We start from the raw sequence: 22,268 nt of genomic DNA on the forward strand, positions 1-22,268 counted from the left end.
CGGGGGCCTGCCGTCCAGTGCACGCTTTTCAAGCGGGGGCGATTGCGCTACCCGGAGCCAAGGCCGCCGTTGAAGGAGAGCCCGAGATGATCCGCCCTGCCCCGCTCCTGGCCCTTGCCCTGGCGCTCGGCCTCGCCGGTTGTGCGAGCTGGCAGAGCTCGCGGCTCAACCCGATGACCTGGTTCGGCGGCGGCTCCGTGCAGGCGGCCGCGGCGCCCTCCGGCCCCGTGCGGCCGCTGGTGGAGCCGGGCCAGGTGGGGGTGGTCGCCGATGCCCGCGCCCCGATCGCGACCGTCACCGCCGTCGAGATCGCGCCGACGAGCACCGGCGCCATCGTCCGCGCCACCGGCACGGCCGCCGGTCCCGGCTGGTACAATGCCGAGTTGGTGCGCATCGGCATCGAGGGGTCGGTCCTGCGCTACCAGTTCCGCGCCGAGGCGCCGGAGGTGGGCGGCACGGGCGTGCCCGTCGCGGCCCGGCAGATCACCGCGGCCGACCTGCTGACCGCCGCCGAGCTCGCCGGCATCACCGGGGTGCGGGTCGAGGGCGCCAGCAACGCGCTGCAGGCCCGCCGCTAGGGACCCGGGCGCCGCCCGGCAGATCCATCGCCCTCCCCATTCGTCGTGAATGGAATCTTAAGCTTTGTGGGTCAGTTTCGACGTGTCCGGCCCTCCATTCCTCCCCGGGGAGCCGGATTGACTTCCTCCCTGTCAGACTTGCCGCGCCCTCGGGCGCGGCTTTTTTGAACGCTCCGGAGGGGCCCCGGGCCGCACCTCTATCAGCGAAATTTTGCCTGTTGACCTGTGGTTGGCCTTCGCCTAGCCTCCGCGTCAATTAGTCGGCCAAGTCCGGCAGGGAGAAAGCGAAAAAGGGGCCGCCGCTCGGCCCCTTTTTCCATTGTTGCAATAGCTTGCAGCCCTTTCCTCATGCGAACTCTCGCCATCGTCAGACCGCCGCCGGCCACCGCCCCCTGACAGGGCGCGACGGAGGTGCTACATGGGCAAAAAACGGATCACGGGAAGGCTTTCCATGCTCATCATGCCCAAGACCTGGCTGCCGGCCGCCGCCGTCGCGCTCGCCGCTCTCGCCCCGGCCCTGCCGGCCATCGCGCAGGACGACACGACCACCGAGCCGGCCGCCGACACTGCAGCCGAGACGCCAGCCGAATCAGACGATGCCGCGACGCCCGAGGCGGATACCGCCGCGGACGGCGAGACCGAAGGCAATGCCGAGACCGGTACGGAGCCCTCGACCGACCCCGATGTCTTCGACCTCGGCACCCCCGCCGATGCGAGCGGCGACAGCTCCACTCCCGGCAGCGCCTATGTTCGCGAGGAGTTCCAGGACTGGCAGATGCGCTGCCTCGTCGCCGAGGAAGGACCGGACCCGTGCCAGCTCTACCAGCTCCTCATGAACGAGGACGAGACGCCGGTCGCCGAGTTCACGCTCGTCCCGCTCCCCCCGGGGACGGAGGCCGTCGCCGGTGCCGTCGTCATCGTGCCGCTCGAGACGCAGCTCACCGAACGGCTGACCATCTCCATCGATGGCGGCCAGGCGCGGCGCTATGAGTATGACTTCTGCAATCTCGGCGGCTGCGTCGCCCGCTTCGGCCTGACCGCCGACCAGATCGCCTCGTTCAAGGCCGGCAATGCGGCGACGGTGAGCATCGTCCCCGCCGCGGCGCCCGATCAGCGCGTCGATCTCAACCTGTCGCTGTCCGGCTTCACCGCCGCCTTCGACTACACCGAGAACCCGCCGGAGGAGTGATCCTCCCCGGTCAGCGAGGGGGCGCGAGGGGGAGGCCCTTCGCGCCCTTTTTGCATTCGGGAGGGCGATTTCTCTCGAGACGCGTGCCGGGCACCATGGCCCTCGGGCCGTCAGGCCGCCTTCAGCGCCAGCACCGCGTTGTGCCCGCCAAAGGCGAAGGCGTTGGACAGCACCGCCCCCACCCGCGCCTGCCGCGCCTCGTTCGGCACCACGTCGAGCGCGCAATCGGGGTCGGGCTCGCGGTAGCCGATGGTGGGCGCGATGACCCCGTCCCTCAGCGCCATCAGGCAGGCCAGCAGCTCCACCGCCCCCGTCCCGCCGATCAGATGCCCGTGCATCGACTTGGTGGAGGAGATCATCAGCCGCTCGGCATGGGCGCCGAACGCCCGCGCCACCGCCAGGCATTCCGTCCTGTCATTGGCGGCCGTGCCCGTGCCATGCGCGTTGATGTAGCCCACCGCCTCCGCCGGCAGCCCGGCATCGGCCAGCGCGCCCGCGATGGCGCGCTCGGCACCCTCGGCGGAGGGGGTCACGATGTCGGAGGCGTCCGACGTCATGGCGAAGCCCGCCACCTCGGCGAGGATCTCTGCCCCCCGGGCCATGGCATGGTCCCAGTCCTCGAAGACGAAAACCGCCGCGCCCTCGCCCTGCACCATGCCGCTGCGATCGGCCGAGAATGGGCGGCAGGCCTCCTTCGACATGACGCGCAGACCCTCCCAGGCCTTGATGCCGCCGAAGCAGAGCATGCTTTCGGAGCCGCCGGTCAGCATCACCGGCGCCGCGCCGGAGCGCACCATCTGGAAGGCGAGGCCCATGGCGTGGTTCGACGAGGCGCAGGCGGTCGAAACGGTGAAGCTCGGCCCCATGAGCCCGTGCGCCATGCTGACCTGCGCGGTCGCGGCATTGTTCATCAGGCGCGGCACGATGAAGGGGTGAACGCGGTTCTTCCCCTCCTCGTAGACGGCGCGGAAGTTCTCGTCCTGCGTCGAGAGCCCGCCGCCGGAGGTGCCCAACACCACGCCCGCGCGCATCCCGAGCTCGCCGGCGAAGTCCAGCCCCGCCTGCCCCACCGCCTGCCTGGCGGCGAGCAGCGCGAATTGCGTGAAGCGGTCGAGGAGGCTCAGCTCCTGGCGGGAGAAATGCGCGGCCTCGTCATAGCCGCGGACCTGCCCGCCGATGCGGATCGCGAGGCGCTCGGCGTCGCGCACGTCCAGAGGGCCGATGCCGCAGCGCCCCTCGCGCATCGCGGCGAATGTCGCGGGCACATCGGCCCCGAGAGGGTTGATCGTGCCGGCGCCGGTGACGGCGACGCGCCTGAGGCCGCTCATACCTCGGCTTGCGCCTTCACCAGCCCGTCCACCTCGCGGATGATGCTGCCGACCGACGAGATGTCGAAGCCGGAGCCGGCGGGGTCGTTGGCGTTGAAGGGCACGGAGATGTCGAAGGCCTCCTCGATGGCGAAGATGCTCTCCACCAGGCCGAGGCTGTCGATGCCCAGCTCCTCCAGCGATTGCTCCTCGCTGATGTCCGAAGGTTCCAGCACCGCCTGTTCGGCGATGATGGCGATGACCTTGTCACGCACGCCCATGGCCGCCACTCCCAATCGTCACGCGCTCATGTAGTGGCTCGAGGCGCATTTGAAAACCGCATTTCGGGGGGAAGGCCGGGCTCAGGCGCCCCCCCGCCCCAGCCGGGCGATGAGCCGCGGCAGGCGGCGGAGCGCCTTGTAGCTCTCCAGATGCCGGGTCAGCGGCATGGCGGGATAGCCGAGCATCACCCGCCCCGCGGGCACGTTCGACAGAACGACGCTGCCGCCGCCCAGCACCACATCGGCCCCTATGGTGAGATTGTCCGCCACCCCGGCCTTGCCGCCGATCACCGTGCGGTCGCCGACGCGGGTGGAGCCGGCGACACCGGCCTGCGCGGAGAGCAGCACATGGGCGCCTAATGTGACGTTGTGTCCCACCTGGCAGAGGTTGTCGATCTTGCAGCCCGGGCCGATCCGCGTCGGGCGGATCGTGCCGGCATCGACGGTGGCATTGGCGCCGATCTCCACCTCGTCGCCTATTTCCACCCCGCCGAGGGAGTGGATCTTGTGCCAGCGCGGGTCAGTGAGGACGGGCGGCGGCGCGTCGCCGCCGGTCTTGCGCGACAGCTCCAGATGGTTCGGCTCGGCGGTGGTGAAGGAAAAGCCGTCGGCCCCGATCACCACGCCCGGATGGAAGAGGCAGCGGGCACCGATGCGCACGCGGGCGCCGATCCGGCAACCGGCATGGAGCACCGTCTCTGCCCCCACCTCCGCCCCCGGCGCGACGCTGACATGGGGGCCGAGCCGGGCGCCCGCGCCGATCTTCGCGCCTTGGCCGATGACGGCGAAGGGGCCGATGCCGGCGCCCGGGCCGATCTCGGCGCCCTCTTCGACGATCGCGGTGGGGTGGATCCCCTCGGGCAGGCCGGAGCCGCCGCCGAGCACTTCGGAGAGCCGCGCCATGGCGAGCCGCCCGCGCGGCGCGGCGATGGCCCCCTTGAGGCCGAGGCCCTGCCAATCGGCGCCGTCCCAGAGCAGCGCGGCCTCGGCGCGGCCCGAAGCCAGACCCTCCGCCCAGGCGGGGCTGAGCGCGATGGCGAGCTGGCGCGGGCCGGCGGAGGCGGGCTCGGCCGCTCCCTCGATCACGAGACCGCCGTCCCCCATCAGCTCAGCGGAGAGGGCGCGGGCGATCTCGGCGAGGGTCAGCGGCATGAGGCAGGCCTTTCGGGGGGCAGGTCCCCCCGAGGCTTAGCTCTGCGGGGCCGCGATCTCCACCCCTTCGGCGGCGAGCAGCTCCCAGAGCCGCGCGTCGCGGCCGTAGACATCATTGCGGAACTGCAGCTCGCCTTCGACATTCGTGAAGGCGGTGAAATAGACGAGATGCACGGGGATCTGCGTCTGCAGCTCCACCGGGGTCTCGGCACCGGTGCGCAGCCGCGCCTGGAAGAACTCGACCGGCTCCTCCACCTCGCGCGAAAGCAGCTCGTAGGCGAAATCGAGCGGATCATCGAGGCGGATGCAGCCATGGCTGAAGGTCCGCACCTCGCGCTGGAAGAGGCTCTGGCTCGGCGTGTCGTGCAGATAGATGTTGTAGGGGTTGGGGAAGAGGAACTTCACCTGCCCGAGCGCATTGCTCGGCCCCGGCGGCTGGCGCATCGAGAAGGGGAAGGACGAGGCGGAGAAGCGCGAGAAGTCGTTCGCGCGGCTCACCACCCGGCCCCGGCTGTCGATGATCTGCATATGGCCGTTGGAGCCAGGGTTGGCGCGCAGCGCCGGCAGATATTCGTTCACCACGATCGAGCGGGGCACATACCACGACGGGTTGATGACCATCCGCTCCATCACGTCGGAGAATTCCGGCGTCTGCCGGTCGGCGCTGCCGGCGCCGATGACGGCGCGGGTCTCGAAGGTCACCCGGTCAAAATCCACGATCTGTGCGGTGAAATCCGTGAGGTTCACCCAGACATGCCGGTCGCCTAGGTCGTAGTTCATCCAGCGCAGCCGCTCCATCGCCGCATAGACGGAATGGAGCCGCTCGGTGGCGGGAACGTTGATGGCGGCGAGGGTCGAGTCGCCAACGATGCCATCGGCCTCGATGCCGTGGTCAGTCTGGAAGCGCATGACCGCCGCCGTGAGCGCGCCATCATAGGCGGTGACGGCGGTGCGCGGCAGATAGCCCATGGCGATCAGCCGGTTGCGGAGCGCGACGACCTGCGGGCCGCTGTCGCCGGGGTCGAGCCGGCCGGGCCGAAGCTCCGGCCCCCAGCCGCCGGAGGCGATGGTCTCTTCCAGCCGCATCCGCGCCCGCATCAGACGGGCATATTCGGGGTTGGAGGGCGCGAGGGAGAGCATGTAGGCGGCCGGATCCGCCGCCTCCGCGAGGCCGGCGAGCACCGCGGCGCCGTCGAAATCCGGCAGCTCGCGCTTGATGAGGGAGGAAACCGCCCTCGGCTCGATCATCCCCCAGCCGACGTCATGCGCATAGGCGAGGAAGGCGCGGGACAGCGCCACCTCCATCTCGCCCTTCTCTTCATCCGTCGCCGCGGCCTGCAGGGCGGCGATCACCGTCTCGGGGTCATAGAGATGCGCGGGGATGCCATGAAGCGGCGCGTTGGCGAAGGCGGCCAGCAGCGCGTTCCGCCGGGCGATGGCGGCCTCGTCGGCGCCGGACCAGAGCGGTGCGAAGCCGCGCGCCCGGTAGAAGGCGGCGAGCCCGTCATCGCGCGCGGCGCTTTCGGCAACGGCCTGCCGGAAGGGCGAGACGACCTGGGCGGAGGCGGACAGGGCCGGCAGGGCGAGCGCGGCGGCGAGGGCGAGAACTTTGAAATGGGGATACATGCGTGACAAACCGAGATGACCTTCCCTTCGTTGATCGGGCCGGGCCACGCCCGCCGTCCAGTGGCTAAAGCCCCGGAAGGGGGCCCTGGTTCCCGTTTGTTGCGCCTCTGCCGCGCCGGCGTGGCGGCAAGGCCGCAAAAAGTTCCCTCCCGTGCAGGAAGATCCGGTTTTCTGTGCAACTTTCCGCCGATTACCCCCGCGTTCACCCTCTTTGGTTAAATCGTCCCTTGGTCAGGGAATCGAGCTATGGCATCAATGCCGTGCATCTGGGGATGAGATGAAAAACCCTCGCGTCAGCGGGGCAATGGGCGGCAGGACAGGCTGAAACCATGACAAAAAACGTGTCTACGGGCATTTCCCGGCGCGCGCTTCTGCGCGCCTTCTCCGCAACGGCCGTTGTGGCGGCCCCGACCTACTCCAAGGCGGCCGGCTTCCTTCGGGGCGGCGGCGACATCCGCAAACTCGAGATGTATTCGGGCCGGACCGGCGAGCAGATCAACACGATCTACTGGATCGACGGCGAGTATATCGGCGAGGCGATTCGCGAGATCACCATGTTCATGCGCGACTGGCGCAACAACAGGGCGATCAACATCGACACCCGCACGATCGACATCATGGCCGCCTCGCACCGGCTTCTCGACACCTCCGCCCCCTACATGCTGCTCTCGGGCTACCGCAGCCCCGAGACCAACGCGATGCTGCGCGCCTCCTCCTCGGGCGTCGCGCGCAATTCCCTGCACATGCAGGGCCAGGCCGCCGACCTGCGCGTCGAGGGCCGCTCGGTCAACCAGATCGCCGGGGCGGCGACCGCCTGCCATGCCGGCGGCGTGGGCCGCTACTCGAGCTCGAACTTCGTGCATATGGATTGCGGCGCCGTCCGCAGCTGGGGCGCCTGAGCCCCTGACCCCTCGCGGTTTTCAAAGGCCCCGCTCCGGCGGGGCTTTTTGATTCGGGGCGGAGGCAGGGCGATTTGCGGGCGCCGGTTGGTTCGGGGGGCCGGCCCGTACCGGGCCGGGTGGAGGCTCTGCCTCCACACCTCCGAGGTATTTTCGGCCAGATGAAAGGCAGATCCGCCTCAGGCGGAGAGCTGGGCGCGCATCTCGGCCCCGTCGCGGCCGGGCGGGGCGCCGAAGAGCCGGCGGTATTCGCGGCTGAACTGCGAGGCGCTCTCGTAGCCGATCGCATAGCCGACCCGGGCGACATCGGCCCCCTCGGCGAGGAGGAGGCGCCGCGCCTCCTGCAGGCGAATCATCTTCTGAAACTGGACGGGCGTCATCGCCGTCACCGCCTTGAAATGCCGGTGGAAGGTCGCGGGGCTCATCCCCGCCAGCGCCGAGAGCTCGGCGATGCTGAGGGGTGCCGCGAATCGGGCGCGGATATGCGCGACGGCGCGGGAGATGCGCGTCACATGGCTCTCGGCGAGGCCGATCTGGCGAAGGTTGGGGCCGAGCGGCCCCTGCATTAGCCGCCAGACGATCTCGCGCTCGGCGAGCGGCGCGAGGACGGCCACATCGGCGGCGGGGGCCCGGCAGAGCCGCATGAGCCGGTGAAGCGGCTCGATGAGCCCGGCGTCCAGCGGCTCGACATCGAGCGCAGCCCGGGGCGCCGGCGGCACCACGGCGGGGGCCGGCGGCAGGGCAAGCAGCAGCTCGGCCACCAGCGCCGCGTCGAGGCCGAGCGAGAAGGCGAGGTAGGGCTCCGCCGCCGAGGCGCCCGTGATCTCTGCCCGGATCGGCACGTCGAGTGAGGTGATCAGGCATTTGCCCGCGTCATAGCGGAAGGCCCGCTCGCCCAGCAACGAGGTCTTGGAGCCCTGCAGCACCACGCAGAGCGATGGCCGGTAGAGCGCGTGGATCGGCCCCTCCGGCTGGCGGCGGAGCGTGATGCGGAGGCCCTCGACGGGCAGCGGTTCGATCCCCGCCTCGCCCAGGGCCCGCGCCTCCGCCTTCAGATCGTCGAATGTGAGTGCCATGGGCCTGACTACCTTCCGGGCCGCCCCCGGTCACCCCCGAAGGCGTCGCTCTGAGAGGATCGTGCAGGAATTCGACAGGATCGGCGTCGCGCCCCGGCCCCGCCCCGGCCCATATCGGGGCAAGGGCGGCCCGCAGCGGGCAGCCGCCAGGAAAGGACCTCACCCATGCGCTATCGCAAACTCGGCCCCTCGGGGCTTCTCGTCTCGGAACTCTGCCTCGGCACCATGACCTTCGGCGGCGAGGGAGATCTCTGGGGCAAGATCGGCCAGCTCGGTCAGGACGAGGCCGACGGGCTCGTGAAGACCGCGCTCGACGCCGGCATCAACTTCATCGACACGGCGAATGTCTACGGCTTCGGCAATTCCGAGCGGATCCTCGGACAGAGCCTACGCAACCTCGGCGTGCCCCGCGACGAGGTGGTGATCGCCACCAAGGCCATGGGCGTGATGTCCGAGGGCCCGAACGGCGCCGGCGCCTCGCGCTATCACCTCCTCTCCCAGGCGGAGGAGAGCCTGAAGCGCCTGCAACTCGACCATATCGACCTCTACCAGATCCACGGCTTCGACTCGCTGACCCCGCTGGACGAGACGCTGGAGGCGCTGGATACGCTCGTCCGCCATGGCAAGGTCCGCTACATCGGGCTCTCCAACTGGGCGGCCTGGCAGATCATGAAGGCCATCGGCATCGCCGGCGCTCGGCAATTGGCGCCTATCCTGTCGCTACAGGCCTATTACACGCTCGTCGGCCGCGATCTCGAGCGCGAGCTGGCGCCGATGCTGAAGGATCAGGGGATGGGCCTGATGGTCTGGTCGCCGCTGGCGGGCGGCTATCTCTCGGGCAAGTATTCCGGCGAGGGAGCCGGCACGGAGGGGCGGCGCAAGGCCTTCGACTTCCCGCCCGTGAACCGCGAGCGCGGCGAGCCGGCGATCGAGGCGATGCGGGGCATGGCCGAATCGCGGGGCGCCAGCATCGCGCAGATCGCGCTGGCCTGGCTCCTCCATCAGGAGGTGGTGACGAGCGTCCTCGTCGGCGCCAAGCGGCCCGAGCAGCTCACCGACAATATCGGCGCGACGGAGATCCGGCTCGGCGATGACGAGCTCGCCACGCTCGACGGGCTGACGGCGCTGCCGCCCGAGTATCCCGGCTGGATGCTGGAGCGGCAGGGCACCTACCGGACCGGCAAGCACCAGCCCGGCCGCCCCGCCTGAGCGGGACGCGGCGCGCCGGGATCCCCTCGGCGCGCCGACGCTTGACGAATCCGACTCTTTCGCTCAGGTATTGGGAGACCTCTCAGCCGGAGCCCCGCCATGCCAGCCTCCTCCCCCCTGCCGCCGCGCGGCGCCGCCCCCGTCGGCCAGCTCGCCGAGCTCGGCACGATCGAGACCGGCGCCGTCCTGGCCCTCCGGCTCTGGGGCGACGGGGCGCAGGGCGATCTCGGCCTCTCCGGCGCCGGGCTCGATGCGCTGGGGGGCGCCATGACGCTCCTCGCGCGCCACGGCCGCCGGCGGCTGATGCGGCATGGCACCACCTGCGCCTGCCTCGGCGGCGACGAGGCCTGCTTCGCGCAGCTCGTCGCCCTCGCCGCCGCCGGCGAGGAGGAAGAGGCGCTGATGCTGGCGATGCTGATGGTGCGCGGCGACCGCGCGCCGGAATTGTCGCACCATGCCGGCTGCCTCGGCCGGGCCATCGCCGCGGCCTGCGCCCGCGCCCACATGTCCGGCGGGGACTCCCCCGCGCCCCGGACGCATCCGGGCCATGTGGTGCTGCACTGACCCCCATTGCTGCGGCGCCCGGACGGCTTATGTTAAGGATTCTCCGGCACAATCCCGCCGGGGCCGACCGATGCCGCGACAGATTGGGCCATGATCCGCTACGCACTCTCCTGTGCCGAAGGGCATGAATTCGAAAGCTGGTTCGCCAGCGCCGATGCCTATGACACGCTCGCCGCCACCGGTCATCTGAGCTGCGCGGTCTGCGGCTCGCCCAAGGTCTCCAAGCGCCTCATGGCGCCCGCCGTCGCGGCGGAGGAGCCGGCCGACAAGTCCAGGCTCGGCACCCCCCGGACCGAGGTGGAGCAGGCGCTCGCCGAATACCGCCGCAAGGTGGAGGCCGAGAGCGATTACGTCGGCCTCTCCTTCGCCGAGGAGGCGCGCGCCATGCACGATGGCGACCGGCCGAAGCGCTCGATCTACGGCGAGGCACGGCTGGAAGAGGCGAAGCGCCTCATCGAAGACGGCATTCCTGTCGCCCCCCTGCCCTTCCGCCCCCGCGCCAAGTCCAACTGAGCCCCCCGCAGCGCTCCGGCGTCCTCCGTGCCGGCGGATGCGAGGGGCTGTCTGCCCCTCGCGCTCCCCGAAGGTATTTCGAAAGGGGCAGAGGCAGATGCGCCCCCCTGCTCTTGCCCCTTTTCAAATACCTCGGGGGTGTGGGGGCAGAGCTCCCACGCAGCTCTCGCCCACGCGCAGCCATTGCGGAGCCCGCACCGCTTGATTAAGACCCGCCCGGACGTTTGACGGGAAGACCTCATGCCCATTCTGGTGATGAAATTCGGCGGCACCTCGGTCGCCACGATCGACCGCATCCAGCGGGCCGCCAAGCGGGTCTCGCTCGAGGTCGCCAAGGGCTACGACGTGATCGTCATCGTCTCGGCCATGGCCGGCAAGACCAACGAGCTGGTCGGCTGGGTGGGCGAGACCTCGCCGCTCTATGACGCGCGCGAATACGATGCCGTCGTCTCGTCGGGCGAGAACGTCACCGCCGGGCTCATGGCGCTCCGCCTGCAGGAGATGGACGTGCCCGCCCGCTCCTGGCAGGGCTGGCAGGTGCCGGTGAAGACCACCTCCGCCCATGGCTCGGCGCGGATCGAGGCGATCCCGACCGATAACATCCTGAAGAAATTTGCCGAAGGCATGCGCGTCGCCGTGGTCGCCGGCTTCCAGGGCGTCAGCCCCGAGGGCCGGATCACCACGCTCGGCCGCGGCGGCTCGGATACGACCGCCGTCGCCTTCGCCGCCGCCTTCGATGCCGAGCGCTGCGACATCTACACCGATGTCGACGGTGTCTATACGACCGACCCGCGCCTCTGCGAGAAGGCCCGCAAGCTCGACCGCATCGCCTTCGAGGAGATGCTGGAGCTCGCCTCGCTCGGCGCCAAGGTCCTGCAGACCCGCTCCGTCGAGCTGGCGATGCGCTACAAGGTGAAGCTGCGGGTGCTCTCCAGCTTCGAGGAACCGTCTGACGCGGCCGGCACCCTGGTCTGCGACGAGGAGGACATCGTGGAAAGCAACGTGATCTCGGGCATCGCCCATTCCCGCGACGAGGCGAAGATGACGCTGATCTCGGTCGCCGACCGCCCCGGCATCGCCGCCGCCATCTTCGGGCCGCTGGCCGAGGCGGGCGTGAACGTCGACATGATCGTGCAGAACATCTCGGAAGACGGCCGCACGGACATGACCTTCTCCTGCCCGACCGACCAGGTGCTCCGCGCCCAGACGGCGCTGGAGGCGGCGCGGGATGCGGGACACATCAACTTCCACGACCTCGATTGCGACAATGGCGTCGCCAAGGTGTCCGCCGTCGGCATCGGTATGCGGAGCCACGCGGGCGTCGCCGCCAAGATGTTCAAGGTGCTGGCCGAGGAGCGGATCAACATCAAGGTCATCACCACGTCGGAGATCAAGATCTCCGTCCTGATCGACCGCAAGTACATGGAGCTGGCCGTGCAGGCGCTCCATGATGCCTTCGGGCTCGACAAGGCCGCCTGAGCGGGCGCCCCCCCGGGCGCCCCCCGGGCGCCCCGCTGCCGAGATCCTTGCGCCACGCCGCCCGGGCGGCCACCATGGGCGCATGATCCGGCGCCTCGCCCTTCTCGCCTCGCTCAGCGCCGCCCCGGCGGCCGCCTGCGATACGGCGCTCCTTCTGACCATCGACGTCTCCAATTCCGTCGACACCGCCGAATACCGGCTGCAGGTGGACGGGCTGGCCGATGCGCTCCTCGATCCCGAGATCGCCCAGGCCGCCGTCGACGGCCAGGTGGCGCTGGCGGTGATGCAATGGTCGGGCGAGGATCGTCAGGCGCTGTCGATCCCCTGGCGCCGCATCGGGACGGCGGCGGATCTGCCCGCCCTCGCCGCAGAGGCGCGCGCCCTGCCGCGGGCCTTCACCCTCTCCGACACCGCGCCGGCGGAGGCGATCTTCGCCGCCCTGCCGCTCTTCGCCGAGACGGCCGATTGCCGGCGCCATGTCATCGACATCTCCGGCGACGGCACCGCCAATGCGGGGCGGGACGTCGCGCTCTCGCGGGCCGCCGCCGAGCGCGCCGGCGTCACCATCAACGCCATCGCCATCGAGGCTCTGGGCCGCGGCCTGCCGATCACCGGCTTCTACGCCCGCCGCGTCACCACGCGCGACGGGTTCACCGTCACCGCCCGCAGCCACGCCGCCTATCCCGCGGCCATCCGCCGCAAGATCCTGCGCGAACTCGCGCGCGTCTTCGGCTGAGGCCCCCGTCCCCCGGGGCACCTCGCCCCGGCCGCATCCGCCCTTTTCTCTGCCGGCGAATCCCTTATGCTCCCGCACGTCCCCCCGAAGGCAGAAGAGCGAGCCTCCCTTGTCTCAATCCATCGACTACGGAAAGATGATGCACCGGGCGCTCCGCGGCCTGATCCAGGCCGTGCTCACCCGGGTCTCGGACGAGGGCCTGCCGGGCGCGCACCATTTCTTCATCACCTTCGACACGCGGCATCCCGGCGTCGCCATCGCCGACTGGCTGACGGATCGCTATCCCGAAGAGATGACGATCGTCCTGCAGCATTGGTTCGCCGATCTGGAGGTGGGGGACGACGGCTTTGGCGTCACGCTCAACTTCGGCGACAAGCCCGAGCCGCTCTACATCCCCTTCGACGCCATCCGCACCTTCGTCGACCCCTCCGTCGAATTCGGTCTGCGCTTCGAGACGCAGGATGAAGACAGCGACGAGGATGACGACGAGGACGCGCCCGAGGCGGACGAGGCGGAGGAGGACGACGCCCCCCGCAAGGATGCCGAGGTCGTCAGCCTCGACAGCTTCCGCAAGAGCTGAGGGGCGTGCCCTTCAATCCCGCTCGTCCTTCAGGACGAGATTGAAGAGCCGGCCCTTCACCACCCAGCCGACGCCGAAGGCGACGAGGGCCGCGAATTCGCACCAGAACATCCCGTCCTTCGGCTTCCACCAGGCAAAGCCGTCGCCCCGCATCACGTCCTTCATGACGAATTGCGCCAGCATCAGCCCGGCCGCCACGGCGATGACCAGCGCGGTTGCGTAGTAGATCATGTTGCGCGTCGCCTTGGTGCGGGTGATCCGGCCCGTCCCGTCCGTCTGCTCGCCTGTCGATTTCGCCGGGAAGATCCGCAGCGCGTACCAGAGGAGGAAGAGGAAGAGCACGATGGCGCTCACGTAGTGGAACACCTCCGCCGCCGGCACGAAGCGGAAGGCATCGGCCCCGAAAAGCTCGAAGCGCGGCAGCGGGCCGCCGGAGGCCTCGTCGATCACCAGCGCCGCCCCGCCGTCGAAGCTCATGAGCGGCCGGCCGGTGAAGCCCCGCCCGTCGTCGCAGCCATGCTGCGATGTGGGGAAGAGCGCCACGGCGATGGCCGCGACCCCGGCGATGCTGGCGAGCACGTTCTCCATCAGCCGGTCGCCGCGATAGGCGATGAGGAAGGCGCCGATGAAGGCGAGGGCGGCGACGAAGACCGTCCCCGGAAAGGCGCTGTAATAGAAATGGCTGATGGAATCGCGCATGCATTCGCCCGTCGCCTTCGGCCAGAGCCAGAGGAAGACCGGCAGGAGGATCGCGACGAGGCCGACCAAGCTCGCCATGATCTTCTCGTTCAGCCTGTAGTGCCGTTCGGCGGCCAGGCGCATCGCCCCCGGCGCCACGCGCCGCTCCGGCGCCAGTTTCGTCAGCATCTGCCGCATGATCCGCCCCCTGCCGGCTCCAACCCGCTGGCGTCGAGACTGCCCTGCCCATGCGGCAGGCGCCAAGCCCGGAATTCCTGCCCTCATGCGGCCGGCCCTGCGACGCCCCGCCGTGCCGCCGCCGTGCCGCCGCCGATTGAACTGGCCTGCCCCGAGGGCTAGACACGCGCCAGCTTTGCCGCAGGGAGAGAGACAATGAGCGCCACCCGCACCGAGACCGACAGCTTCGGGCCCCTCGAGGTCGCCGCCGACCGCTACTGGGGCGCGCAGACCCAGCGGAGCCTCATGAACTTCCCCATCGGCTGGGAGAAGCAGCCCGTCGCCATCGTCCGCGCGCTCGGCGTCATCAAGCAGGCCTGCGCCGAGGCCAACAAGGCCCGCGGCAAGCTCTCTGGCGAGATGGCCGATGCGATGATCGCCGCCGCGGCCGAGGTCGTGGCCGGCAAGCTCGACGATCACTTCCCGCTGGTCGTCTGGCAGACCGGCTCGGGCACGCAATCGAACATGAACGCCAACGAGGTGATCTCCAACCGCGCCATCGAGATGCTGGGCGGCGAGATGGGCTCCAAGGCGCCGGTGCATCCGAACGACCATGTGAACATGGGGCAATCGTCCAACGACACCTTCCCGACCGCCATGCATATCGCCGTGGCGATGACGGCGCGGGACGTGACGATCCCGGGGCTGCGCAAGCTGCTGGAGGCGCTCGAGGCGAAGGTTCAGGAGTTCGACGGCATCATCAAGATCGGCCGGACGCATACGATGGACGCGACGCCGCTGACGCTGGCGCAGGAATTCTCCGGCTATGCCCATCAGGTGCGGATGGGGATCGAGCGGGTGGAAAGCGCCCTGCCCCGGATCTACGAGCTCGCGCAGGGCGGCACCGCCGTCGGCACTGGGCTCAACTCACCCGTGGGCTGGGGAGAGACGGTGGCGGCCAACATGGCGCGGATCACCGATCTGCCCTTCGTCACCGCGCCCAACAAGTTCGAGGCGCTGGCGGCGCATGACGCGATGGTCGAGATGTCGGGGCAGCTCAAGGTCGTCGCCACCTCGCTCTTCAAGATCGCCAATGACATCCGTCTGCTGGGCTCCGGCCCCCGCTGCGGGCTCGGCGAGCTGATGCTGCCGGAGAACGAGCCGGGCTCGTCGATCATGCCGGGCAAGGTCAACCCGACCCAATGCGAGGCGCTGACCCAGGTCTGCGCCCATGTGCTCGGCAACGACGCGGCGGTGGGCTTCGCCGGGAGCCAGGGGCATTTCGAGCTCAACGTCTACAAGCCGATGATGGCCTATAACGTGCTGCAGTCGATGCAGCTTCTCGGCGACGCGGCCTCTGCCTTCACCGACAATTGCGTCGTCGGCATCCGGGCGAATACCGACCGGATCGAGAAGCTGATGCGCGAGAGCCTGATGCTGGTGACGGCCCTCGCCCCGACCATCGGCTACGACAACGCCACGACGGTCGCGAAGACCGCCCACAAGAACGGCACGACCCTCAAGGAAGAGGCCGTCAGGCTCGGCTTCGTCGACGAAGAGACCTTCGAGCGCGTCGTTCGGCCGGAGGAGATGATCGGCCCGAAATAGGGCTGCGGGGGAGGCAATGGGCAACGGATGGCCCTTGGCGTAGGGTGGGTTTGCAACCTACCTGCCCGGCCCGCCAACGGCACCACGGCCCGCACGCCGGCCCGTGGGGTGGCGCCCCGACGCCGGTGCGGTGCGCTTTATGGCGCGACCCACCTCCCCGCTCCGAGCGAAGCACACAGCCCCACCAGAGCGCCAGCCCGCGGCGACGGGCCGGCGCTCGCGCGGCGGCCTGCGGCCTTGATTCCGCGCGGGGGGATCAGGCGGCGACGGTTCTCCAGCGGCCTACGGCGGGCCTCCCCCCCTCCTCTCAGAAGAACCCGCAATCCCGCGCCAGCACCTGACTGATCGCCGTGTCGGAGCCGTTCAGCCGCACATTGCCGAGCTCGCCGCGGCGGTAGAGCCCGAGCTTGAGAAGGCTGCCGATGCGCAGCCCCTCCACCGTGCTCTCCGCCATCTCCATCGAATCGAACTCCAGAAGGCAGCTCCCGCCGGTGCATTGCGCCGCGATGAGCTGCTCGCCGTAGCTGTCGACCTCCCAGACGAAGATGTCGCTCTCGGCGCCCGGGTCGTAGCCCTTCACGAGCACGGCCGGCAGCCCGCCATTGCCGCATTCGACAACGACGGAGAGCCCGCGCTCGCCCATGCCGATGGCCTGGCCGGAGGACAGCGGGCCGGGGTCGTAGAACCACTGCGCGGCGGCGGGGGCGGCGAGGAAAGCAAGGGCCGCGGCGAAGGTCGAGGCGAGAGGAATGCGCATGACGGGACTCCGGAAAAGGTCACAGGACAATGCGCCGAGAGTGGCGTCGCGCCCGAGCTCCGGTCAAGGTGGGAATGCCCGCCGCTTTTCCCCCTCCCGGCCCCGCGCTAGGATGGCGAGGCGGCGGGGGCCGCCAGAGCGCCGGCAAAAGGGAGGGCCGATGGCCGAAATCGTCAACTTCCGCCGCGCCCGCAGGGCCCGTGCCCGCAGCGACGCCCGCCAGGCCGCGGACGAGAACGCCGCCCGCTTCGGGCGGACGAAGGCCGAGCGCCGGCTCGAGGAGGCGCGCGCGGTGAAGGACGAGGCGCGGCTCGACGGGCACCGGCTCGAGCCGGAAGACCCCGACCCCGACCCCGACGCCGACCCCGACCCCGACCCCGACCCCGACGGGACGCCATGAGCGACGGCCGGCCGGTCAAGCGCTCGCTGACGCTGAAGGGCCACCGCACCTCCGTCTCGCTCGAAGACAGCTTCTGGCGGGAGTTCCGCCGGCTCGCCACCGCACGGGGCACCGGGATCAACGGTCTCGCGGCCGAGATCGACGATGGCCGGGGCGAGGTGGGGCTCGCCAGCGCCATCCGCGTCTTCGTTCTGGCCGAGGTGAAGGCCGGACGGTAGTCGCGCGCGGGGGCCGACGCCCCCTCGGCATCTGAAGATGAGCGGCGGCGCTGGCACTCCCGGGGAGGGGCTGGCATGTAGGGCCCGAAGGAAAGGGCGAAAGACATGTTCCAGACATTCGAGGTGGCCAGCAATCCCGAGCAGGGCCCGCCGCGGCTGGCAGCGCTGAGGGGCGCGCTGGGGCCGGCCGGGCTCGGCGGCTTCATCGTGCCGCGCGCCGATGCGCATCGGGGCGAATATGTCGCCCCCGCCGATGCCCGCCTCGCCTGGCTCACGGGCTTCACCGGCTCGGCCGGCTTCGCCGTGGTGCTGGACGAGACCGCCGCCATCTTCGTCGACGGGCGCTACCGCGTGCAGGTCCGCTCGGAGGTGGATCCGGTGTTCGCCCCCGTCGACTGGCCCGAGACCTCGCTCGCCGACTGGCTCATCGCCCATGCCCCGGCGGGCGCCGTCATCGGCTTCGACCCCTGGCTCCACAGCGCCGGCGAGATCGCCAAGCTGCGGGAAGCGCTAGAAAAGGAGGGTATCGCGCTGAAGCCCGCCCCCAACCTGGTGGACGGTCTCTGGGAGGATCGCCCCGCCCCGCCCGCCGCCCCCTTCTTCGCCCAGCCCGAGGAGCTGGCCGGCGAGAGCGCCGCGGACAAGCGGGCGCGGCTGGCCGGAGAGCTCCGCGAGGCCGGCCAGCGGGCGGCGCTGCTGACGCTGCCCGATTCCATCGCCTGGCTCCTCAACATCCGCGGCCGCGACATCGAGCGGAACCCGGTGCCCCATGCCTTCGCGCTCCTGCATGACGATGCGCGGGTCGAGCTCTTCTGCGGCCCCGGCAAGGCGGATGCGGTGGCGGATCACCTCGGCCCCGAGGTCGCCATCCTGCCGGCCGACGGGCTCGTCGCCGCGCTGCAGGATCTCGACGGGCCGGTCCGCTATGACCCCGCCTCCGCCCCCGAAAGGCTGGCCGAGGCTCTCGGCGACCGCGGCGTGGAGGGGCCGGACCCCTGCCTCCTCCCCAAGGCCATCAAGAACCCGGTGGAGATCGCCGGCATGCGCGTCGCGCATCTGCGCGACGGCGCCGCCATGGTGCGCTTCCTCGCCTGGCTCGATGCCGAGGCGCCGAAGGGCGGGCTCACCGAAACCGCCGTCGTCCGCGAGCTCGAGGCCTTCCGCCGCGCCACGAATGCGCTGGAAGACATCTCGTTCGAGACGATCTGCGGCGCCGGCGAGCATGGCGCCATCGTCCACTACCGGGTGAACGAGAAGACAGACCGGTCTGTCCGCCCCGGCGAGCTGCTGCTTGTCGATTCCGGCGGCCAGTACCGCGACGGCACCACCGACATCACCCGGACCATCGCCGTGGGCCCGCCGCCCGAGGGCGCGGCGGAGGCCTATACGGCCGTCCTTCGCGGCATGGTGGCGCTCTCCCGCGCCCGCTTCCCCAAGGGCGTCACCGGCGCGCATCTCGATGCGCTGGCGCGCTTTCCGCTCTGGCTCAAGGGGATGGATTACGACCACGGCACGGGCCATGGCGTCGGCGCCTATCTCTCCGTCCACGAGGGGCCGCAGCGCTTCAGCCGGACCTCCCACGACATCGCGCTGGAGCCCGGCATGGTGCTCTCCAACGAGCCCGGGCATTACCGCGAGGGCGCCTATGGCATCCGCATCGAGAACCTCGTCGTGGTGGAAGAGGCGGAAGCCCTGCCGACCTCCGACCCCGGCCGCATGCATCTCTCCTTCGAGACGCTGACCTTCGTGCCCTTCGACCGCCGGCTGATCCTCGCGGAGGTGATGGCGCCGGACGAGCGGGCCTGGATCGACAGCTATCACGCCGAGGTGCTGGACAGGATCGGCCCGCAGGTCGATGGCGCCGCGAAGGACTGGCTGGAGGCCGCCTGCGCGCCGCTCTGACATAAGTTGAAACTCCGCCCGTCATGCCCATGTCATGAGCTGACGCGCACATTCGGAGGCATGATGGCTGACCATATCAAGATCGCACCCGCCGGCGGGCACTGGGTGGTCCGGGCCGGCGGCGCCGTGCTGGGCGAGACCGAGCGGGCGCTGGAGCTGACCGAGGGCGACTACCCGCCGGTCATCTACTTCCCGCGCGAGGATATCGCCATGGCCTTCCTCGAACCCTCGCCGACGCGCTCGCAGTGCCCCTGGAAGGGCGAGGCGAGCTATTACGGCATCGTCGCCAAATCCGGCGTCATCGCCGATGCCGCCTGGTCCTACGAGACCCCGAAGGACGATGTGGCGGAGATCGCCGGCTATCTGGCGTTCTACCCGAACAAGGTCGCCGTCGAGAAGGTCTGAGGGGCGGACGGACCGGTCTGTCCGGGGCGGCATGCGGGCGCCGGCCCTCTCCCCCTCGCTTTCTTCCAAACACTCCGGGGGGGAGTTGCCGTTCAGGCGACAGGGGGCAGCGCCCCCCTTTGCCCCGGCCCCCGGCTATTCCGCCAGCACGGTCTGCAGAAGAAAAGCGGCGGGATAGACCCCGCCGCCGGTGATGACGATCGTGGGCAGCGGCGCCGCCGAGACGCGCCCCTCCGCCCCGGCCGGCAACCCGGCGGCGAGCGCATCGAGGAGCGCCCGCGCCTCCTCCGGCGCGGCGGCGGGGAGGATAAGAACGCCCGCATCGGGGCCCGGCGCCGCGATATCCGCGATGAGAAACGGCATGGGCCCGGCCGGCAGGATCACCACGCTCGCGAGGACGCTGCCCTCCGGCACGGGCGCCGCATCGAGCGCTGCGAGGAGCGGCAGGAGCGTCTCGCTCTCCGCCAGGCGCGGCGGGCCGGGGCGGCTCAGCGCCGCGATGCCCGCCCAGTCGGGCGCGCGGTAGACGAGGTCGCCCGCGATGGCGATGCGGGTCGGCCCGCCCTCCGCCCCGCCGAGCGGGTCGCCGGGGGCGGGCGGCAGCGCCTCGCCCTCGCCGCCGAGCGCCCAGATCTGCAGGTCATAGCCCGGCGCGAGGATGAAGCCCCGCGCCTCGAGCGCCAGGCCGATCCGCTGCCATTGCAGGCCATGGACGCGCATCAGCCGCCAGTCGAACCCCTCCCCCGTCACACGCAGCATCTCGTCGAGATCGCCAGCCCGGAGCCCGAGCGCTGCGTTGATCCCCCCGAGCATCGCCGCCACCTCCGGCACCAGCGCCGGGCCTGTCGCCCGCGCCACCGCCTCCGCCGCCGCCTCCGGCCCGGTGGGGGCGGTGGAGAGCGGGCGGAGCGCCACGGGCTGGGCATAATCGAGGCGGAGCACCTCCGCTGCCGGCAGGGCGGCGAGGAGGGCGCGGAGCGGATCCGTCAGCCCCTCCGCCGCGGCGGGCGGGGCGAGGAGGAGGGCGAGGGCGAGCGCGCGGATCATGGGGCGAGCGTGGCAAGGACCGCGGGCCGCGTCCATCCGCCATTTCGGGCGGGGCGCGGGGGGAGAGCTGCGTGGGGCGCTGCCCCCACACCCCCGGAGTATTTGAAAGAAAGCGGGAGGGGGAGCGGAGGAGATCGGGGCGGCGGGTGGCCCTGCATCAAGGGGGCGGCGCCCCTCCCCTCAGGAATGCGCCTCGGCCGCACGGCGGCTCAGGGCGCGGTTGAGGGTGCGGAGCGCGTCGACATGGAAGAGCGCGCCGCGCAGCTCCGGCGGGGCGTCGCCGCTGGCGAAATGGACGACGGGCAGCGCGGGGGCGCCGGTCGTCTCGAAGAGCGGCATCGCTTCCTCCAGCGTCTGGCCTTCGCGGAGCCAGGTGCCGCCGGAGATCAGCTCCCTCAGCGCCGCCTCGTCGGCCGCCCTTGGGTGGGACATGGCGCGCATGACGCTCTCCACCCGGAACGTGCCGAGGAGCCAGGCCTGCGGGCCGGCGGCGAGATGCACACCGCGGCGCTCCAGCTGGGTGAGAAAGAACGATCTGTCTACCATCGCCGAGGAGACGGCGGTCGAAAGCGAGACGGAGACCATGACGGCGAGCCCGGCCTGCCAGTCTCCCGTCAGCTCGAAGACGATGAGGATGGTCGAGATCGGCGCGCCGAGCACCGCCGCCGCCACCGCCCCCATCCCGGCGAGCGCATAAAGCCCGGTGCCGCCCGAGAGCTCCGGCGCAAGATGGGTGGCGACGATGCCGAAGGCGAGGCCGGTCAGCGCCCCCAGCATCAGCGAGGGCGAGAAGATGCCGCCGCCCATCCGCCCCGCCATGGTGATGGAGGTGGCGGCGACCTTCACCGCGGCGAAGATAACCGCCTGCCAGAGCACGAGCTCGCCCGTCAGCGCGCGGCTCGTCGTCTCGTAGCCGACGCCGATGATATGCGGGAAGGGGATGGCGATGGCGCCGAGGAGTGCGCCGGCCAGCGTCGGCCAGGCCCAGCCGGGCAGCGGCGCGCGCGCCCGGAGCCGGAGCGCCAGGCTGTCGGCCCAGAAAACGGCGCGCATCAGGATAACCCCGGTGACGCCGCAAACGAGGCCGAGGATCAGGAATGCCGGCAGCTCGACGTAGAATTCCAGCGCGTTCTGGAAGGGGAGCTGGAACTCCGTGATGTCGCCGAAGACCAGCCGCCCGGCCACCGTGCCGGCGGCGGAGGCGATGACGATGGGCGCGAAGGCCTGCACAGCGAAGTGCCTGAGGACCACCTCCATCGCGAAGAGCGCCCCGGCGATGGGCGCGTTGAAACTGGCGGAGACGGCGGCGGCGACGGCGCAGCCGAGCAGCTCCCGCCCCTCGATGCCGGAGGCGCGGGTCCAGGAGTTGACGTAGGAGGCCATGACGGCAGCCAGATGCACGACCGGGCCCTCGCGACCGGTGGAGCCGCCGGTCGAGAGCGTGATCAGCGAGGCGAGCGCCGAGACCAGTCCGCGCCGCCGCTGCACCCGCCCGTCATGGAGCGCCGCGGCCTCGATGACATCGGCGACGGAGCGGACGCGGCCATCCTCCGTCAGCCGGTCGACGAGGAGGCCGACGACGAGCCCGCCGCAGATCGGGATGGCGAGGAGCCAGTACCAGTCGAGCCCGGCGGCGAAGCTGTGGATATGGGCGGGGTCGTCGGTGCCGTAGACCAGCGCCTGCAGCCAGGCGATGCCGAGCCGGAAGAGCAGCGTCGCGAGCCCGGCGGCGAGGCCGATCACCAGGGCCAGCGCCCAGAGCCGCGCGCGGAGCCCGCCCCGCCGCGCCTGCGCCCGCATCCAGGCCCGTCTGCCACCCTGCCCCGCGTCCATGCCCCTACCTGCGCCGGTTTCGGGCGGCTCGGCAAGTGGGGCGCGCTTCGGGGT

The 22,268-nt window shown here is 70.7% G+C and carries 23 protein-coding genes; 14 read left to right on the forward strand and 9 right to left on the reverse strand.

The genetic code is table 11. The features are described 5' to 3' along the window. The first annotated feature begins 86 nt into the window (after positions 1 to 86). Positions 87 to 578, forward strand: coding sequence for a hypothetical protein (locus tag ACAZ03_RS11335; protein WP_373353654.1), 492 nt, complete (start codon positions 87 to 89; stop codon positions 576 to 578). Between the two features lie 460 nt (positions 579 to 1,038). Beyond that, positions 1,039 to 1,767 (forward strand): invasion associated locus B family protein, encoded by a 729-nt coding sequence (locus tag ACAZ03_RS11340; RefSeq protein ID WP_373353655.1) that lies wholly within the window; start codon positions 1,039 to 1,041, stop codon positions 1,765 to 1,767. Positions 1,768 to 1,877: 110 nt separating this feature from the next. On the opposite strand, the gene ACAZ03_RS11345 is transcribed toward ACAZ03_RS11340, so the two are convergent. The 4 genes from ACAZ03_RS11345 to ACAZ03_RS11360 form a co-directional block, all read right to left on the reverse strand. After that, positions 1,878 to 3,095: a beta-ketoacyl synthase gene (locus tag ACAZ03_RS11345; RefSeq protein WP_373353657.1), complete on the reverse strand. Its 1,218-nt coding sequence runs from the start codon at positions 3,093 to 3,095 to the stop codon at positions 1,878 to 1,880. Further along, positions 3,092 to 3,355: an acyl carrier protein gene (locus tag ACAZ03_RS11350; protein ID WP_373353659.1), complete on the reverse strand. Its 264-nt coding sequence runs from the start codon at positions 3,353 to 3,355 to the stop codon at positions 3,092 to 3,094. Before ACAZ03_RS11350 ends, ACAZ03_RS11345 begins: the two co-directional genes overlap by 4 nt. 81 nt (positions 3,356 to 3,436) lie before the next feature. After that, positions 3,437 to 4,507: a UDP-3-O-(3-hydroxymyristoyl)glucosamine N-acyltransferase gene (locus ACAZ03_RS11355; RefSeq protein ID WP_373353661.1), complete on the reverse strand. Its 1,071-nt coding sequence runs from the start codon at positions 4,505 to 4,507 to the stop codon at positions 3,437 to 3,439. Positions 4,508 to 4,543: 36 nt separating this feature from the next. After that, positions 4,544 to 6,133, reverse strand: a complete 1,590-nt coding sequence (locus ACAZ03_RS11360; RefSeq protein ID WP_373353663.1) for a murein L,D-transpeptidase — start codon at positions 6,131 to 6,133, stop codon at positions 4,544 to 4,546. A 329-nt stretch (positions 6,134 to 6,462) separates the two neighbouring features. Between ACAZ03_RS11360 and ACAZ03_RS11365 the strand changes: the two genes are divergently transcribed. Next, a complete protein-coding gene (locus ACAZ03_RS11365) occupies positions 6,463 to 7,032 on the forward strand; it encodes a YcbK family protein (RefSeq protein ID WP_373353665.1) in 570 nt (189 codons plus the stop codon). A gap of 179 nt (positions 7,033 to 7,211) precedes the next feature. Here ACAZ03_RS11365 and ACAZ03_RS11370 read toward each other — a convergent pair whose 3' ends face one another. Continuing rightward, a complete protein-coding gene (locus ACAZ03_RS11370; RefSeq protein ID WP_373353666.1) occupies positions 7,212 to 8,108 on the reverse strand; it encodes an AraC family transcriptional regulator N-terminal domain-containing protein in 897 nt (298 codons plus the stop codon). Between the two features lie 165 nt (positions 8,109 to 8,273). Between ACAZ03_RS11370 and ACAZ03_RS11375 the strand changes: the two genes are divergently transcribed. The 6 genes from ACAZ03_RS11375 to ACAZ03_RS11400 all read left to right on the forward strand — a co-directional run bounded on the left by ACAZ03_RS11375 (position 8,274) and on the right by ACAZ03_RS11400 (position 13,189). Further along, positions 8,274 to 9,317: an aldo/keto reductase gene (locus ACAZ03_RS11375; protein WP_373353668.1), complete on the forward strand. Its 1,044-nt coding sequence runs from the start codon at positions 8,274 to 8,276 to the stop codon at positions 9,315 to 9,317. Between the two features lie 99 nt (positions 9,318 to 9,416). Beyond that, complete coding sequence (locus ACAZ03_RS11380; protein WP_373353670.1) at positions 9,417 to 9,881, forward strand: hypothetical protein; 465 nt, start codon at positions 9,417 to 9,419, stop codon at positions 9,879 to 9,881. A gap of 90 nt (positions 9,882 to 9,971) precedes the next feature. Continuing rightward, on the forward strand, positions 9,972 to 10,394 hold the full coding sequence (locus ACAZ03_RS11385; protein ID WP_373353672.1) for a DUF1178 family protein: 423 nt from the start codon (positions 9,972 to 9,974) through the stop codon (positions 10,392 to 10,394). A gap of 240 nt (positions 10,395 to 10,634) precedes the next feature. After that, the gene (locus ACAZ03_RS11390) at positions 10,635 to 11,873 is read left to right on the forward strand and encodes an aspartate kinase (protein WP_373353673.1); all 1,239 of its coding nucleotides are present in this window, start codon (positions 10,635 to 10,637) and stop codon (positions 11,871 to 11,873) included. An 82-nt stretch (positions 11,874 to 11,955) separates the two neighbouring features. Next, positions 11,956 to 12,609 (forward strand): DUF1194 domain-containing protein, encoded by a 654-nt coding sequence (locus tag ACAZ03_RS11395; RefSeq protein WP_373353675.1) that lies wholly within the window; start codon positions 11,956 to 11,958, stop codon positions 12,607 to 12,609. 109 nt (positions 12,610 to 12,718) lie between these two features. Next, positions 12,719 to 13,189, forward strand: coding sequence for an SspB family protein (locus tag ACAZ03_RS11400; protein WP_373353677.1), 471 nt, complete (start codon positions 12,719 to 12,721; stop codon positions 13,187 to 13,189). Positions 13,190 to 13,201: 12 nt separating this feature from the next. On the opposite strand, the gene ACAZ03_RS11405 is transcribed toward ACAZ03_RS11400, so the two are convergent. Then, on the reverse strand, positions 13,202 to 14,065 hold the full coding sequence (locus ACAZ03_RS11405; protein WP_373353679.1) for a hypothetical protein: 864 nt from the start codon (positions 14,063 to 14,065) through the stop codon (positions 13,202 to 13,204). 195 nt (positions 14,066 to 14,260) lie between these two features. Here ACAZ03_RS11405 and fumC point away from each other — a divergent pair, with 195 nt between their 5' ends. Further along, a complete protein-coding gene (gene fumC, locus ACAZ03_RS11410; RefSeq protein ID WP_373353681.1) occupies positions 14,261 to 15,652 on the forward strand; it encodes a class II fumarate hydratase in 1,392 nt (463 codons plus the stop codon). Between the two features lie 307 nt (positions 15,653 to 15,959). On the opposite strand, the gene ACAZ03_RS11415 is transcribed toward fumC, so the two are convergent. Further along, positions 15,960 to 16,409, reverse strand: coding sequence for a hypothetical protein (locus ACAZ03_RS11415; protein WP_373353683.1), 450 nt, complete (start codon positions 16,407 to 16,409; stop codon positions 15,960 to 15,962). A 160-nt stretch (positions 16,410 to 16,569) separates the two neighbouring features. Here ACAZ03_RS11415 and ACAZ03_RS11420 point away from each other — a divergent pair, with 160 nt between their 5' ends. The 4 genes from ACAZ03_RS11420 to ACAZ03_RS11435 all read left to right on the forward strand — a co-directional run bounded on the left by ACAZ03_RS11420 (position 16,570) and on the right by ACAZ03_RS11435 (position 19,334). After that, positions 16,570 to 16,809, forward strand: a complete 240-nt coding sequence (locus ACAZ03_RS11420) for a DUF4169 family protein (protein WP_373353685.1) — start codon at positions 16,570 to 16,572, stop codon at positions 16,807 to 16,809. Beyond that, complete coding sequence (locus ACAZ03_RS11425) at positions 16,806 to 17,027, forward strand: ribbon-helix-helix domain-containing protein (protein WP_373353687.1); 222 nt, start codon at positions 16,806 to 16,808, stop codon at positions 17,025 to 17,027. Before ACAZ03_RS11420 ends, ACAZ03_RS11425 begins: the two co-directional genes overlap by 4 nt. A 105-nt stretch (positions 17,028 to 17,132) precedes the next feature. After that, the gene (locus ACAZ03_RS11430) at positions 17,133 to 18,929 is read left to right on the forward strand and encodes an aminopeptidase P family protein (RefSeq protein ID WP_373353689.1); all 1,797 of its coding nucleotides are present in this window, start codon (positions 17,133 to 17,135) and stop codon (positions 18,927 to 18,929) included. A 63-nt stretch (positions 18,930 to 18,992) separates the two neighbouring features. Continuing rightward, entirely contained in the window at positions 18,993 to 19,334 is a 342-nt protein-coding gene (locus ACAZ03_RS11435) for a DUF427 domain-containing protein (protein WP_373357074.1), read from the forward strand. 135 nt (positions 19,335 to 19,469) lie between these two features. Here ACAZ03_RS11435 and ACAZ03_RS11440 read toward each other — a convergent pair whose 3' ends face one another. Both ACAZ03_RS11440 and ACAZ03_RS11445 read right to left on the reverse strand, forming a co-directional pair. Next, the gene (locus ACAZ03_RS11440) at positions 19,470 to 20,381 is read right to left on the reverse strand and encodes a hypothetical protein (RefSeq protein WP_373353691.1); all 912 of its coding nucleotides are present in this window, start codon (positions 20,379 to 20,381) and stop codon (positions 19,470 to 19,472) included. 180 nt (positions 20,382 to 20,561) lie between these two features. Then, positions 20,562 to 22,214 (reverse strand): chloride channel protein, encoded by a 1,653-nt coding sequence (locus ACAZ03_RS11445; RefSeq protein WP_373353692.1) that lies wholly within the window; start codon positions 22,212 to 22,214, stop codon positions 20,562 to 20,564. Positions 22,215 to 22,268: the final 54 nt, after the last annotated feature.

Origin of the sequence: Pseudoroseicyclus sp. CXY001, assembly GCF_041714655.1 — a bacterium.
Classification (GTDB): Bacteria; Pseudomonadota; Alphaproteobacteria; order Rhodobacterales; family Rhodobacteraceae; genus Pseudoroseicyclus_A.

What these genes read in the sequence shown, in the direction of transcription:
- ACAZ03_RS11335 (WP_373353654.1), top strand. Translation starts at nt 87, where the DNA reads ATGATCCGCCCTGCCCCGCTCCTGGCCCTTGCCCTGGCGCTCGGCCTC.
- ACAZ03_RS11340 (WP_373353655.1), top strand. Translation starts at nt 1,039, where the DNA reads ATGCCCAAGACCTGGCTGCCGGCCGCCGCCGTCGCGCTCGCCGCTCTC.
- ACAZ03_RS11345 (WP_373353657.1), bottom strand. Translation starts at nt 3,095, where the DNA reads ATGAGCGGCCTCAGGCGCGTCGCCGTCACCGGCGCCGGCACGATCAAC.
- ACAZ03_RS11350 (WP_373353659.1), bottom strand. Translation starts at nt 3,355, where the DNA reads ATGGGCGTGCGTGACAAGGTCATCGCCATCATCGCCGAACAGGCGGTG.
- ACAZ03_RS11355 (WP_373353661.1), bottom strand. Translation starts at nt 4,507, where the DNA reads ATGCCGCTGACCCTCGCCGAGATCGCCCGCGCCCTCTCCGCTGAGCTG.
- ACAZ03_RS11360 (WP_373353663.1), bottom strand. Translation starts at nt 6,133, where the DNA reads ATGTATCCCCATTTCAAAGTTCTCGCCCTCGCCGCCGCGCTCGCCCTG.
- ACAZ03_RS11365 (WP_373353665.1), top strand. Translation starts at nt 6,463, where the DNA reads ATGACAAAAAACGTGTCTACGGGCATTTCCCGGCGCGCGCTTCTGCGC.
- ACAZ03_RS11370 (WP_373353666.1), bottom strand. Translation starts at nt 8,108, where the DNA reads ATGGCACTCACATTCGACGATCTGAAGGCGGAGGCGCGGGCCCTGGGC.
- ACAZ03_RS11375 (WP_373353668.1), top strand. Translation starts at nt 8,274, where the DNA reads ATGCGCTATCGCAAACTCGGCCCCTCGGGGCTTCTCGTCTCGGAACTC.
- ACAZ03_RS11380 (WP_373353670.1), top strand. Translation starts at nt 9,417, where the DNA reads ATGCCAGCCTCCTCCCCCCTGCCGCCGCGCGGCGCCGCCCCCGTCGGC.
- ACAZ03_RS11385 (WP_373353672.1), top strand. Translation starts at nt 9,972, where the DNA reads ATGATCCGCTACGCACTCTCCTGTGCCGAAGGGCATGAATTCGAAAGC.
- ACAZ03_RS11390 (WP_373353673.1), top strand. Translation starts at nt 10,635, where the DNA reads ATGCCCATTCTGGTGATGAAATTCGGCGGCACCTCGGTCGCCACGATC.
- ACAZ03_RS11395 (WP_373353675.1), top strand. Translation starts at nt 11,956, where the DNA reads ATGATCCGGCGCCTCGCCCTTCTCGCCTCGCTCAGCGCCGCCCCGGCG.
- ACAZ03_RS11405 (WP_373353679.1), bottom strand. Translation starts at nt 14,065, where the DNA reads ATGCGGCAGATGCTGACGAAACTGGCGCCGGAGCGGCGCGTGGCGCCG.
- fumC (WP_373353681.1), top strand. Translation starts at nt 14,261, where the DNA reads ATGAGCGCCACCCGCACCGAGACCGACAGCTTCGGGCCCCTCGAGGTC.
- ACAZ03_RS11415 (WP_373353683.1), bottom strand. Translation starts at nt 16,409, where the DNA reads ATGCGCATTCCTCTCGCCTCGACCTTCGCCGCGGCCCTTGCTTTCCTC.
- ACAZ03_RS11420 (WP_373353685.1), top strand. Translation starts at nt 16,570, where the DNA reads ATGGCCGAAATCGTCAACTTCCGCCGCGCCCGCAGGGCCCGTGCCCGC.
- ACAZ03_RS11425 (WP_373353687.1), top strand. Translation starts at nt 16,806, where the DNA reads ATGAGCGACGGCCGGCCGGTCAAGCGCTCGCTGACGCTGAAGGGCCAC.
- ACAZ03_RS11430 (WP_373353689.1), top strand. Translation starts at nt 17,133, where the DNA reads ATGTTCCAGACATTCGAGGTGGCCAGCAATCCCGAGCAGGGCCCGCCG.
- ACAZ03_RS11435 (WP_373357074.1), top strand. Translation starts at nt 18,993, where the DNA reads ATGGCTGACCATATCAAGATCGCACCCGCCGGCGGGCACTGGGTGGTC.
- ACAZ03_RS11440 (WP_373353691.1), bottom strand. Translation starts at nt 20,381, where the DNA reads ATGATCCGCGCGCTCGCCCTCGCCCTCCTCCTCGCCCCGCCCGCCGCG.
- ACAZ03_RS11445 (WP_373353692.1), bottom strand. Translation starts at nt 22,214, where the DNA reads ATGGACGCGGGGCAGGGTGGCAGACGGGCCTGGATGCGGGCGCAGGCG.